Origin of the sequence: Actinophytocola xanthii (genome assembly GCF_001921205.1) — a bacterium.
Taxonomy (GTDB): domain Bacteria; phylum Actinomycetota; class Actinomycetes; order Mycobacteriales; family Pseudonocardiaceae; genus Actinophytocola; species Actinophytocola xanthii.
The window spans coordinates 35,913-48,055 of record NZ_MSIE01000045.1 but is presented as its reverse complement, the minus strand read 5'-3'; the positions used below and the strand labels follow the sequence as shown (position 1 = coordinate 48,055).

The window sequence follows — 12,143 nt, the reverse complement described above, 5'->3', positions numbered from 1 at the left end:
ACGATCGCCCTCACGCCTTGAGATCGGGGAAGTCCTCCTCGCGGTACTCGCCGCCGACCGTGGCCGAGGGGTCCTGGTGGACCTCCCGCTCCCGACCGCGCAGCTCGACGCGGCGAATCTTGCCGGAGATCGTCTTGGGCAGGTCGGCGAACTCGAGCCGGCGGATCCGCTTGTAGGGAGCCAGGTGCTCCCGGGCGAAGGCGAGGATCGAGCGGGCCGTGTCGGCGTCCGGGCGGTGCCCGGCGGTCAGGACGACGTAGGCCTTGGGCACGGCGAGGCGGATGGGGTCGGGCGAGGGGACCACGGCGGCCTCGGCCACGGCCTCATGCTCGATGAGCACGCTCTCCAGCTCGAACGGCGAGATCCGGTAGTCCGACGCCTTGAACACGTCGTCGGCGCGCCCGACATAGGTGATGTAGCCGTCCGCGTCGCGCGAGCCGACGTCGCCGGTGTGGTAGTAGCCCTCACGCATGACCTCGGCGGTGCGTTCCTCGTCGTCGGCGTAGTCGGCCATCAGGCCGACCGGCCGGCGGGACAGGTCGATGCAGATCTCGCCCTCGTCGCTGGGCACCCCGGCCGCGTCGAGCAGCGCGATGCCGAAGCCGGGCAGGGCGCGGCCCATCGAGCCCGGCTTCACCGGCTGACCCGGCGTGTTCGCTACCTGGACCGAGGTCTCGGTCTGGCCGAAGCCGTCCCGGATCGTGACGTTCCACGCCTTGGAGACCTGCTCGATCACCTCCGGGTTGAGGGGCTCGCCGGCACCGACGACCTTCGCCGGCGGCGTGCGCAGCTGGGACAGGTCGGCTTGGATGAGCATCCGCCACACCGTCGGCGGAGCGCAGAACGAGGTGACGCCACAGCGATCCATCTGGGACATCAGGGCGGTCGCGTCGAAGCGGGAGTAGTTGTGGATGAACACCGTCGCCTCGGCGTTCCAGGGCGCGAAGACGTTGCTCCAGGCGTGCTTCGCCCAGCCCGGCGAGGAGATGTTGAGGTGCACGTCGCCCGGCTCGAGCCCGATCCAGTACATCGTGGACAGATGGCCGACCGGGTAGGAAACGTGGGTGTGCCGCACCAGCTTGGGCTTGGCCGTGGTCCCGGAGGTGAAGTACAGCAGCAGAGTGTCCTCGGCAGAGGTGACGCCGTCCGGGGTGAACTCCCCCGACGCCCCCGCCGAGTCGGCGAACGCCAGCCAGCCCTCGACCCGCTCCCCCACGGCGATCCTGGTGTAGGAGCCCGGCACGTCGGCGAACTTCGGCGTGTCCTCCGCACGTGCCACCACGTGCGCGACCCGGCCGCGGTCCACCCGGTCGCGCAGGTCCGCGGCGCCCAGCAGGGTCGACGCGGGGATCAGCACCGCGCCGAGCTTCATCGCCGCGAGAATCGTCTCCCACAGCTCACCCTGGTTGCCCAGCATGAGGACCACCCGGTCACCGCGCCGGACACCGTTGGCGCGTAACCAGTTGGCGACCTGGTTGGACCGTCGGGACAGGTCGGCGAAGGTCCACCGGGTCTCCCGGCCGTCCTCCTCGACGATCCAGAGCGCGGGGCGGCTCGCGGTCGGCTCCCGCGAGGCGACCACGTCGAACCAGTCGAGTGCCCAGTTGAACTCGGTCAGGCTCGGCCACGCGAAGTCGGCGCTGGCGCGGTGGTAGTCCTCCCGGTACTCGAGCAGGAAGTCCCTGGCTGCCTGGAACGTGTCGGTCGCGCTCGTCACGCGTGTCGCCTCCTGTCTCTGCTGGCCATCTCACTCACCCCGGAACCGCGGGGCCCGCCGCTCGAGGAACGCGCTGGTCGCCTCGCCGAGGTCCTCGCTGGGCAGGAACGCCGCGTTCCACGCCGACACGTACCGCAAACCGTCGGCCACCTGCTGCTCGCGCCGTTGGCCGAGCACGTCCTTGACGCCCTGCACGACCAGCGGGGGGTTCGCGGCGACCTCGCCCGCCAGCTCGCGCGCGGCGGCGAGCACCGCGTCCCGGTCGGGGTGGACGTCGTTCACCAGCCCGATCCGCTCCGCCCGGCTCGCGTCGATGTCCTTGCCGGTGAAGGCGAGCTCGCGCAGGTGCCCCTCGCCGACGATCCCGGCGAGCCGCTGGAGGCTGCCGAGGTCGGCCACGATCGCCACCTTCACCTCGCGCACGCTGAACCGGGCGTCGGCGCTGGCCAGCCGCACGTCGGCGGCGGCGATCAGGTCGACCCCGCCGCCGATGCACCACCCCGCGACGGCGGCGACGACCGGCTTGCGGCAGACGGCTACGGAGGTGACCGCCGCCTGCAGGGCGCGGATCTCGTCGAGGAAGGCCGAGCGGGGTCCGGCGAGCGCGCGGTCGGCGAGCAGGGGTGCCCAGGTGGACATCATCGCCGGGAGGTCGAGGCCGTAGGAGAAGTTCGGGCCGGCGCCGGTCAGGATGACCGCGCGAACCTCGGGGTCGGCGTCGAGCGCGCCGAAGACCAGGGGGAGCTCTCGCCAGAAGTCCGGCCCCATGGCGTTGCCCTTGCCCGGGCCGACGAGGGTCACCTCGGCGACCCCGTCCACAGTGGCCACCCGGAGGCTGACAAGATCGTCCAGCGTCGCAGTCATGGGTTCATCCTCACCTAGGCGGTGGCCCCGCGGCCACTCCACCGGTCGAAGCTCGCGTACGCGCCGTGGCCACGAGGGCGGCGAGGAGTTAGCCCGATCGTGGGCGGATCGCTTTGGCACGCTGTGTCGGTGCGGGCGTCACCGTCCGTTCCACAGGCCCCTAGGAGCTCGCATGACCCCGGACGACGTGTCGGCGACACCCATCTTCGACGAGCTGCTGCGCGAGATGGCCGGCCGAAGCGACCCCGCCACCCCGAGCCCGCCCCCCACCGAGCGCCCCATCCCGGGCCCCTCGCCGAGCACCGGGGCCTCGGCCACGACCGCCCCCGCACCGGCGGCCACCCCGTCCTCCGCGCCGCCGTCACCCGACGCCGCCCGCCCCACCCGCGGTCGCCGCCACCGCGCGGAGTAGCCCGCACCTCCAGCCGCGCTCCCGCCGCGCGGAAAGTGGTAGCCAGCTCTGAACTGACAGTGTACTTTCAGTTCAGAGTTAGCTTTCACGTGACAACTGGAGGGGTCATGGATGGGGTCGGGGCTCGGCGGTGGTGGGCGCTCGGGGCGTTGAGCGTGGTGGTGATCGCGGTGGCGCTGCCGGTCACGATCCTCACGGTGGCACTGTCTACGTTGGCGCCGGCGCTGCACGCGTCCGCCTCGGAGCTGCAGTGGTTCGTCTCCGCCTACACGCTGGTGCTCGCGGCGGGGGTGCTGCCCGGCGGGCTGCTCGGCGACCGGTTCGGGCGCAAGCGGATGCTGCTCGTCGCGCTCGTGGTGTACGCGGGCGGTTCGGTCCTGGCGGCGCTCTCGACCACGCCGGAGATGTTCATCGCGGCGCAGGCCGTGCTCGGGCTCGGCGCCGCGATGGTGCTGCCGCTCGTGTTGTCCGCGCTCGCGGTGATGTTCACCCCGGAGGAGCGACCACGGGCGGTCGGCGTGTGGTCGGCGGCCAACTTCATCGCGCTTCCGCTCGGGCCGATCGTCGGCGGCTGGATGCTGTCGAACTTCTGGTGGGGCTGGGTCTTCCTGATGAACCTGCCAGTGATCGCGCTCGCGCTGGTCGCGGTGGCCGTACTGCTGCCGGAGTCGCGTAGCGAGGTCCCGCCCGCGCTCGACCCGGTCGGCGTGCTCACCTCCAGTGCCGGCCTCGCCGTGCTCACCTTCGGGCTGGTCCGGGCCGGTCAGGACGGTTGGGGGTCGGCCGGGGCGGTGGGCGGGATGCTCGTCGGCCTCGTGCTCCTGGGGGCCTTCGCGCTCTGGGAGCGGGCCCTGGACCGGCGCTCCCCCGGCCGCGCACTCGTCGACCTCTCGCTGTTCTCCTCGGCCCGGTTCACCTGGGGGACGATCCTCACGGCCCTCGGGCTCTTCGCGTTCTTCGGGCTCATGTTCGCGACCCCGCAGTACTTCCAGGCCGTGCTCGGCGCCGACCCGATGGGCAGCGGGATCCGGCTGCTCCCGCTGCTCGGCGGGATGATCCTCGGTGCGGGGCTGGCCGACAAGCTCGTCGACAAGCTCGGAGCCAAGATCACGGTGGCGGCCGGCTTCGTGGTGCTGGGCGCCGCGCTCGTGCTGGCCACCGGCACCACGGCCGCGACAGGGTACGGCCTCGCCGCCACCTGGACCGCGATCGGCGGATTCGGCGCCGGCCTCGCGCTGGCCACCGCTACCGCCGCCGCCCTGGCAACGGTCGACACCGAGCGCTCGGGCGTCGCCTCGGCGGTCATCCAGGCCGTGCAGAAGCTCGGTGCCCCGCTGTCCGCGGCGGTTCTCGGCAGCGTGCTGAACTCCGGCTACACCTCCGGGCTGGACCTGTCCGGCTTACCGGACCGGGTGGCCGCGGCCGTGCGGGAGAGCGTGCACGCCGGCGTCGCGGCCGCCGGGCGGCTGGGGTCGCCCGAGCTGCTGCTGGACGTGCGCACGGCGTTCGTGGACGGGTTCGGCCAGATGCTCTGGGTCGCGGCCGGGCTGGCCGTCCTGGGGGCCGTGCTGACCTTGGCCTTCCTGCCGGCGCGCGCCCCCCGGCTCGCCGCCGCGGCAGCCCGGAAAGCAGAATCGGACCATGAGCTCGGCGTCCCGACCCAACGCTGAGGCCATCGCTGAGGCCATCGCCGGAGGCGGGGCCCCGGGCGGGTTGCGTGAGCGGAAGAAGGCGAGGACCAAGGCCGCGATCCAGCAGCACGCCATCCGCCTGTTCCGGGCGCAGGGCTTCGCCGCGACGACCGTCGAGCAGGTGGCGGAGGCAGCCGAGGTCTCGCCGAGCACGGTGTTCCGGTACTTCCCCACCAAGGAGGACCTGGTCACCACCGACCTCGTCGACCCGGTGGTCTTCGCCGCGTTCGAGGCCCAGCCGGCCGAGCTGAGCCTGCTGGGAGCCTGGCGCAACGCGATGATGGAGTCCTTCGCGAGGCTCTCCGACAGCGAGGTCGACGCCGAGCGCGGACGCGGCCTGCTCGCCCTGTCGGTACCCGAGCTGTGGGCGGCGTCGCTGCCCAACATCACCCGCGGCATCGACACGATGACCGAGCTGAGCGCGCGCCGCCTCGGCCGGGAGCCGACCGACCCGGCGGTCCGGCAGACCGTCGGCGCCATCGTCGGGGTGCTGCTCGTCGTCGCGCTGGACTGGGTCAAGAACCCGAACCTGGACATCGTCCCGCTGATCGACGAGGCCCTGCTCCGGCTCGAGTCCGGGACGACGGTGTAGGGCACGTCCGCCCTAGTCAGCGGCGCTCCGCCACCCGCACCGACAGCCAGGCCACCGCGCCGGCCACCAGCGCGGCGGCGCCGAGCACCCAGCCGAGCGTCTCGGCCTCGTCCGCCGACCACTCGGCGAGCGCGGTGAGCAACGCGGCCTGCACGGTCGCGAGCAGCACCAGTGCGATCGCGGCGGCGAGCGGCGCCGACGGGCGTCCGGCCAGGGACGCGGCCAGTACCAGGGCGGCCAGGACCACCAGCAGCAGCGCGACGGCCGCGGTCCCGCTGACCTCCGACAGCGTGCTGGAGGTCATCAGCCAGTCGGTCGGGGTCAGCGGCTGCAGTGCGAGGCGTGCGCCGTAGCCGTCGACGCCGCTCCCGCCGATCCCGGCGGCCATCACCTTCAGCGGCACGAACCCGGCGGCGGCCAGCGCGACCGCACCGACCGCCTGGGCGGTCGCCGCCCACCGTCCGAACGCGAGCGCCGCCGCGGGAAGCACGAGCAGCAGCAGCGGCAGCCCGACGACCAGCACCGGCGCCCACTCGCCGGGGAACGGCCCCGTCGTTCCGCCGAAGTAGCCGGGGTCGAACAGCAGCAGGCCGAAGAACGCCGCGAGGGAGGCGGCCAGGGAGTACGCCGACGCGGCGAAGACGCCGACGCGGGGATGCCGGCGGAGCAGCAGCCAGACCACGACCGCCGCGGCGCCGACATCGAGCGCCCCGATGAGCGGGCGGGTGCCCGTGTCCATGCCGAGCCCGCCGCCGAGCAGCGGGAACCACGGCGAGGCCCAGGCCAGGCCGAGCAACGCCACGACGGCGGCCGCCGCTCCCGGGAGGCCGGGTAACCAGTACGCCAGGGCCACCACCCCGACGAGCACCACCAGCGAAACCGCACCCTGCGCAACGGGCGCCCAGCCGAGCACCGGCAGTCCCAGCGTGAGCAGCGCCACCGCGGCCCCCGCCACCACCACCGCACACCATGCCCGCGCCGAGGCTGTCCGGAGTGGAGGCGTCCGCGTCGCGATCGCGGCGGCAAGCGCCACGACCAGCGGCACCGCGACCAGGACGATCCGCACCGCGAGCGGCCAGTCGGCGACGACCGGGTCGGCGACCAGCGCCAGTGGCGGCGTGGCGAACAGCGAGCCGGCGAGCACGCCGGTCGCGAGGTCCCGCCGGAGGACGGCGGCGACCAGCAGGACCACCGCCACGAGCAGCGCCCCGGCGACGACCGCGGCCTGGGGTCCGCCGCTCAGCGCGCCGCCCGTGTCCTCGGTCTCCGCGGCGCCGAGCTGGGTGGTGCCGAGTGACCCGAACGGCGAGCTGCCCGCCCCGAAGGCGAACGAGGCCGCCATCGCGGCGGCGGCCCCGGCGAGGTTGCCCGGGACCGAGTGGGCCGGGGTTCGCACCGCCGGCCAGAGCAGTACCACCGCGACGCCGAGCATGAGGACCGCCACGAGCCCGGCGGAGGCACCGGACGCGGCGAGCAGGAGCACGGCGAGCATCGGCAGGATCGCGCCGGCGCCGGAAGCCCAGGCCCGCATGCCGGTGGCGGTGGCCAGGAGCAGCGCCAGCGTCGGGAACCCGTAGACGAGCAGGACGACCATCGTCGGCGAGGGCGCGACGGCGGCCGGCCCGCTGCCCACGGACGCGGTGACCAGCGCGAGCCCGAACAGGTAGGCACCGAGCACGGCGAGCGAGGTGCCGGTGGCCCGGACCACCCGCTCCCCCACCGGTGACTCCTCGGCCCGCCGCGCGATACCCCACCCCACGGCGATCACCGCGAGCGACAGGACAACCCGGGCCCCGGCCGACGAGAGGACCGAGGAGGCGCCGACCGCGCCGACCCCGACCAGAAAGGTGGCGACGACGGCGACCCGCGCTGCCGCCGGCGGCCGGGTGGTCTCGGGTTCCTCGGTCGCGGTGGCCGTCTCGGTCTCGGGCGGGGTCATCTGTCCAGGCTCCGGCTCATGGCGCCTTTTCTAGACCACGGAGGCAGCCCATAGGTGGGGAACGTTCACGTTGCCATGCATACCGTGACGTCCCCGGGTGCGCTGGACCGGTCGTCAGGACGGGGTGGGCTCGTCGAGCGAGGGCCGAAGGGATTGCCAGGTGAGCTCGGGTAGCGGGCCGCTGGTGATGCCGAGGTCTGCGCGGGCACGGGCGTAGAACTCGGTTGCGTCGCCGCATGGTCTCCTGATAGGCGTCGATGAACGAGGACGCCTCGGGGTGATCCTGACGAAGGATGTGCTCCAGTCGCCATACCTGCTCGCTCCAGGCGCGTGCGGCGACGATAGTCGTCGGTTCGCCGAGGAGCAGGACGGTCTCCCATTGCGCGGCCCGTTGGGTTTCCGCGTCGGCGAGGGCTGCGAAGGTGGAGTCGATGTCGACGGGTTGACCTGTCGACAGCAGTCCCTTGGTCTCGGCGATGCGGCGGCACAGTCGGACCATGTGCTTGACCGCGTTGGCGTACTCCGCATATCCGACAAGGCGTTTGTCATCCCACCGGACGGACTGCGCCCGTTGCCAACGGGTCCGCTCGGTGGCCGAGGTGACCACGAACGTGGCGGCCGCGCCGAGCAGGACACCGGCTATGGTCAACACCTGCGCAACGATCGGATTCACAGATCGCAGTCTGTCACCCCGGACGCGCTTCCTTCTGCCGCCGCACGCCGTCCTGGCCCGTATCCACTAGCGGGCGACGCGGTAGCGGAGGTAGATCACCTTCGAGGGGGAGGTGAAGGCGCGGGTCTCGACGATCTCGAGGTCCACCCGGCGCTCGTGCTGGGGAAAGAACGGGGTCCCACCGCCGACCAGCACCGGGTGGACCTTGGGCCGGTACTCGTCGATCAGGCCGAGGGCGGCCGCCTCGGCGGCGAGGGTCGCGCCGCCGAGCGCGATGTTGCCCTCCCCCGGCTCGGCGCGCCACGTCTCGATCTCCTCCGCCAGGCCGCCGGAGGCCAGGCGGGTGTTGCTGCCCCGCACGGTCGAGAGCGTGGTGGAGAACACGACCTTCGGGAGCGCCTTCCAGAGCGCGGCCCACTCCAGCCGCGCCTCGTCGAGCGACGGGTCCTGGTCGGCCGTCTCCCAGTAGAGCATCAACTCGTACAGCCGCCGGCCCATGAAGTGCACGCCGACCTCACGGAGCTGGTCGGTGGCGAAGCGGAAGAGCTCGTCGTCGGACGCCGACCAGTCGAAGTCCCCGTCCGGCCCGGCGATGTAGCCGTCCACTGAGACGCCCATCGAATAGGTCACGCTGCGCATCGGAAGTCCTCCTCGGTATGGATGTGGACACTACGACCGCCGCACCCCGCCGGACTCATCGCGGCTGGGAAATCCGTGACCCAGATCACCGGCGCGGCCCTCCGCCGCCCGCCGCGCCCCGGAAGACCACGAGCCGTACAGCCCGGACATCGCGATGGAGGCGGTGGCCAGGGACCCGACCGGCACGCCGAGGCACACCAACAGCAGGCCGCAGGCCAGCACCGCCAGAAACACGATCACGTCGAGGCGGGGCTCATTCTGGTGAGGTATCGACCGCATTGTTGTCTCCTTGGCAGTGGATGACATGCGGAGCACCGGGTTCGGGTACTGGCTGCCACCACCGAAGCGCTGTTCGACGAGCTTGACGAGGCGTTGCCCTCGGGGCGCGACGAGCCGGGGTGCGGCACGGCGGAGTGCTGGCAGGAGCTGGCTGACTACCTTCGCCGGTTGGTCCTGCTGTTCGAACCGGGGGTGCCGCCCGAACTGCACGCTCGACGAGGGCTGGTGAATCTCGAGGTGGTGCTCGTCCACCTCGCCGATCTGACCAAGTCCACCGGTGTCCCGGACTGGCGCGAGTTCGCCGCCGAGGTGCTGCTCGAGTACCCGGAAGCGACCCGAACCGGCCACGAGGTCGAGGGCGAGGTCGAGGTCGTGAACGGCAGCGTCCGAGGAGACCTGATCGTGGTGGACCGGTTCCACGACCACCACGGCGCCTACCGCGCCGCTGCGGGCAGGCGTGCGGCCGTCCTGGCTCGGCCAGCGCCTATGTTGTCGTCGATCGGCGGCCATCAGCGCGGGCAGGCCTCGTGGCGAGGAGATCCGTGACGCAGATCAGCGGCCGGACTCGGGGTCCTGTGCCTCCATCAGGTCGAGGTCGCGGACGCAGAAGCGGTGGTGCTCGAAGGTCTCGTTGAGCACCGTGGCGAGGCACTGCCGCACCGAGCGGCCCCGGGAGTACGGCGGCCAGACATCGTCGTCGGGGACTGGCGCTGGCGTTGCGAGCCGCGCGGTGGTGACCTCGTCGAGCCAGGCCTCGAGCTCGGCTGCCTGTGCCTCGCGCACGCGCACGATCTCGTCGAAGGCCGGATCGAGTGAGGGGTCGAGCCCGTGTGCTTCACGGTAGGGCTCGTCGGTCGGCCCGATGCCCATCGGCGTGAACAGGTCCGTCGAGCCGAGGCAGCAACGGCGGAACCACGAGTCGTGGACGAAGACCAGGTGGCGCATCGTCTGCGCCGCCGACCACTCGTCGTTCACGCCGCGGCGCTCGATGCCGGGCGTACGGCGGATCCGCTCGACGGTGGCGGCCCAGCCGGCATGGAGCTGACGCGATGCCTCGCGCAGATCGGCGGGGTCCTCGGAGCGGATCAACACCCGCACCGGATGCCGCCGGTCACGCTCTGCCTCGACGTACTCGGTGACCTCGACACCGTTCACCACGAGGTTGGTGATGTGCCCGTCGATCACGGCGTCCTGCATGACCACGCCGATCAGGCGTGCCCCGGTCAGGTCGCACTCGCGGAACTCCGCACCATGCAGATCTTCGTCGACGTACCGCGTCCTGCTCTGCATGGTAGGTCCGAGCACCGACAACAGGCCCCGCACGCAGCTCCTCAGACGACGGAACTGCTGTGGGCTCATTGCCCGCCGTAGTAGGCGCGCTCCCGCGTAGTTCTTGCGGGCGTTCGGCGGTGGCGTCGGATGCCTGCCAAGTCCGTCAGCCGACAACACCACACGCCACGTCAATACTATGGTTCAGGTGACACACGTTCGGGTGCTGCTCTGACGTGCGAAAACTCCTGAACCCAAGGTCTCCACCCCCTTTAATGGGACCCAGCATCCCTTGACAACAAGTTTTCGATCTAGGTATATCTCATCCACCTCCTCTCCTCTCTCATCTTGATCATTTAAGGAGAGAGGTGTCTAGCGGTGACCGGATCGGTATGGGCAACCGTCGGCCCCTGGGCTGCCGTCGCCGTAGTGGCGCTCGTCGTGAGTTTGCTCGGGTTCGCGATCGTCATGGTTCGATCGGCAAAGTCGGAGATGCGTGTCCGCATCGGCAGACTGGTAGAGATCTCGCGAGGCAAGGCCGACCCGCCTATACCACCTCTTGATCGTCCCCAGTTGCGCAGCATCGATCTGCCATCTGATGGGCCTTCAGCTCGGTCGGGCTGAACCCGGGATCGAACGGGACCACGAGGACGTCCTGGGGACGGACGCACCGCTTCTCCTCGACCTGCCGTACGCGACAGCCACGGGGGTCTACGCTCGGCAGGGACGTTGGTGACATAGACGTGCGTCGGAGGAAAGCATGAGGGCTTCCGGCGAAAGGATCGGGCGATGTTCGCGCCGTTGCGTCCCCGCGTTGGCACGGCGCGGAGGCAGCCAGCATTCGCCAGAGAGAATATCTGCCCGCGATAGGTATTCTTGTTCGGAATATCACCGTTGAGTCGCCCGGTCTTTGGCCAGCCTTCATTCCTTGCCGGGTATACCCATATCTCCAACCCGGCATGGAAATCAAATGAATCAAAAGTTTTTCCCTCGATCACTTGTATGCTTTCGATCTCACTAGCACCTACCGGACGGTGACAGTACCGCCACCGAGAAGGGGTTACGGCCACGACGAACATGCTGCGCCGGCTACCGATCAGGTTCCGGCGACGCTCACGCAGGGTCCAGATGGCGCGCTCTGGGCGTCAGTTGACGGAGCCGATGTCCACCAGGTGGCGACCAGGATCGGTGCAGTGTGCGAAGTGCTGAGCCGCGTGCAGCGACTTCACTAGCGACCCGCTGACCGAGGGCCTGGCGGTTACCTGGCCGACCCTGATGACGGAGAACCCTCCGCCAAGTGCCGAGGGTTCTCCGTCGGTCGCGAACCGAGAAACCCAGGGGCCCCGCGCCCGCACGAATCGCCGACCCCAGGGGCAATGCAAACCATCGGCAGCAACGACGTCGACGATCGGAACACCGTAAGCGTTCGCCCATCGGTGCGTCTCCCGCTTCTGGACCTCACCGGAAGTGCTCTCGTCCGAAAAGTGCGATTGACGGATACAGCACAACGCCGCGTCGTCGTCCGACGTGAACGGCACAACCGCCTGCCGTTCGGGAGTCTGCTTCTTGAACCGGCGACGGTTTCGGCGTGTCGGTGCGCTCATGATCGGTATCCTCGCTGGTAGACGCCGTCTTGACGGTAGTTGGTTGACATACGTGGTGGGACTGCCACGCGACAACGGGCCTCGAGCTGCTCTTGCACTGGTCCGTTCGGGGCGGGCCAGTGCGAGCGAGTCCGCTGCATTCCACGGACCGGGGATGAATCCGCATCGAGCCGACCGCACCCTCCGCACCGGGCGGCCAGTCACCTTTTCCTGATCAAGGAGCCTGTAGGTCTCGTCGTGACCAGCGGCATAGTGGATGAGCAGCGGTTTCGCCGTGCTCCTCGGCCTGGATGCCGGCACAAGGGTGAACCCCGCGCGGTCGGTCTGGACCCGGATGGGAAGCGGCTGCACGACGGGCCGCTGCCCAACAGTGAACCCAAGCCGCGGTCGCTGATATCGATCGGAGCCGCGCACGCACCACCGATGGGCGACTAGCTCGTCGCAGCGATCACCACCGCTCTCGA

At 70.7% G+C, this 12,143-nt stretch carries 12 protein-coding genes and 1 pseudogene; 5 read left to right on the top strand and 8 right to left on the bottom strand.

Annotation, left to right across the window (positions count from 1 at the left end):
* Positions 1–10: 10 nt before the first annotated feature.
* The gene (locus tag BU204_RS23685) at positions 11–1,717 is read right to left on the bottom strand and encodes an AMP-binding protein (protein WP_075127934.1); all 1,707 of its coding nucleotides are present in this window, start codon (positions 1,715–1,717) and stop codon (positions 11–13) included.
* Between the two features lie 30 nt (positions 1,718–1,747).
* Positions 1,748–2,581, bottom strand: coding sequence for a crotonase/enoyl-CoA hydratase family protein (locus tag BU204_RS23680; RefSeq protein ID WP_075127933.1), 834 nt, complete (start codon positions 2,579–2,581; stop codon positions 1,748–1,750).
* A gap of 172 nt (positions 2,582–2,753) precedes the next feature.
* Here BU204_RS23680 and BU204_RS23675 point away from each other — a divergent pair, with 172 nt between their 5' ends.
* From BU204_RS23675 to BU204_RS23665, 3 genes are all read left to right on the top strand, one after another.
* Complete coding sequence (locus BU204_RS23675) at positions 2,754–2,993, top strand: hypothetical protein (protein ID WP_075127932.1); 240 nt, start codon at positions 2,754–2,756, stop codon at positions 2,991–2,993.
* 107 nt (positions 2,994–3,100) lie between these two features.
* Complete coding sequence (locus BU204_RS23670) at positions 3,101–4,663, top strand: MFS transporter (RefSeq protein WP_075127931.1); 1,563 nt, start codon at positions 3,101–3,103, stop codon at positions 4,661–4,663.
* On the top strand, positions 4,635–5,276 hold the full coding sequence (locus BU204_RS23665) for a TetR/AcrR family transcriptional regulator (RefSeq protein WP_083661570.1): 642 nt from the start codon (positions 4,635–4,637) through the stop codon (positions 5,274–5,276). The genes BU204_RS23670 and BU204_RS23665 overlap by 29 nt, the downstream gene beginning before the upstream one ends.
* A gap of 16 nt (positions 5,277–5,292) precedes the next feature.
* Here BU204_RS23665 and BU204_RS23660 read toward each other — a convergent pair whose 3' ends face one another.
* The 4 genes from BU204_RS23660 to BU204_RS40210 form a co-directional block, all read right to left on the bottom strand.
* The gene (locus tag BU204_RS23660; protein WP_075127930.1) at positions 5,293–7,215 is read right to left on the bottom strand and encodes a hypothetical protein; all 1,923 of its coding nucleotides are present in this window, start codon (positions 7,213–7,215) and stop codon (positions 5,293–5,295) included.
* 16 nt (positions 7,216–7,231) lie between these two features.
* Positions 7,232–7,888 (bottom strand): hypothetical protein, encoded by a 657-nt coding sequence (locus BU204_RS23655; RefSeq protein ID WP_233160533.1) that lies wholly within the window; start codon positions 7,886–7,888, stop codon positions 7,232–7,234.
* Between the two features lie 66 nt (positions 7,889–7,954).
* Positions 7,955–8,527 carry a dihydrofolate reductase family protein gene (locus BU204_RS23650; protein WP_075127929.1) on the bottom strand — a complete coding sequence of 191 codons (573 nt, stop codon included), beginning with the start codon at positions 8,525–8,527 and terminating at the stop codon, positions 7,955–7,957.
* 30 nt (positions 8,528–8,557) lie between these two features.
* Positions 8,558–9,058 (bottom strand): hypothetical protein, encoded by a 501-nt coding sequence (locus tag BU204_RS40210; RefSeq protein WP_158073503.1) that lies wholly within the window; start codon positions 9,056–9,058, stop codon positions 8,558–8,560.
* Between BU204_RS40210 and BU204_RS23640 the strand changes: the two genes are divergently transcribed.
* Complete coding sequence (locus BU204_RS23640) at positions 9,032–9,352, top strand: hypothetical protein (RefSeq protein WP_158073502.1); 321 nt, start codon at positions 9,032–9,034, stop codon at positions 9,350–9,352. The two genes, BU204_RS40210 and BU204_RS23640, sit on opposite strands and share 27 nt — an antisense overlap.
* Positions 9,353–9,358: 6 nt before the next feature.
* On the opposite strand, the gene BU204_RS23635 is transcribed toward BU204_RS23640, so the two are convergent.
* The gene (locus BU204_RS23635; protein WP_075127987.1) at positions 9,359–10,096 is read right to left on the bottom strand and encodes a DinB family protein; all 738 of its coding nucleotides are present in this window, start codon (positions 10,094–10,096) and stop codon (positions 9,359–9,361) included.
* Positions 10,097–11,220: 1,124 nt separating this feature from the next.
* Positions 11,221–11,679, bottom strand: coding sequence for a hypothetical protein (locus BU204_RS39305; RefSeq protein WP_143229677.1), 459 nt, complete (start codon positions 11,677–11,679; stop codon positions 11,221–11,223).
* Positions 11,680–11,935: 256 nt separating this feature from the next.
* Between BU204_RS39305 and BU204_RS42415 the strand changes: the two are divergent.
* A pseudogene (locus BU204_RS42415) lies at positions 11,936–12,093 on the top strand (IS110 family transposase); the annotation flags it as partial.
* Positions 12,094–12,143 lie beyond the last annotated feature (50 nt).

What these genes read in the sequence shown, in the direction of transcription:
- BU204_RS23670 (WP_075127931.1), top strand. Translation starts at nt 3,101, where the DNA reads ATGGATGGGGTCGGGGCTCGGCGGTGGTGGGCGCTCGGGGCGTTGAGC.
- BU204_RS23635 (WP_075127987.1), bottom strand. Translation starts at nt 10,096, where the DNA reads ATGCAGAGCAGGACGCGGTACGTCGACGAAGATCTGCATGGTGCGGAG.
- BU204_RS23680 (WP_075127933.1), bottom strand. Translation starts at nt 2,581, where the DNA reads ATGACTGCGACGCTGGACGATCTTGTCAGCCTCCGGGTGGCCACTGTG.
- BU204_RS39305 (WP_143229677.1), bottom strand. Translation starts at nt 11,679, where the DNA reads ATGAGCGCACCGACACGCCGAAACCGTCGCCGGTTCAAGAAGCAGACT.
- BU204_RS23660 (WP_075127930.1), bottom strand. Translation starts at nt 7,215, where the DNA reads ATGACCCCGCCCGAGACCGAGACGGCCACCGCGACCGAGGAACCCGAG.
- BU204_RS23650 (WP_075127929.1), bottom strand. Translation starts at nt 8,527, where the DNA reads ATGCGCAGCGTGACCTATTCGATGGGCGTCTCAGTGGACGGCTACATC.
- BU204_RS23675 (WP_075127932.1), top strand. Translation starts at nt 2,754, where the DNA reads ATGACCCCGGACGACGTGTCGGCGACACCCATCTTCGACGAGCTGCTG.
- BU204_RS23665 (WP_083661570.1), top strand. Translation starts at nt 4,635, where the DNA reads ATGAGCTCGGCGTCCCGACCCAACGCTGAGGCCATCGCTGAGGCCATC.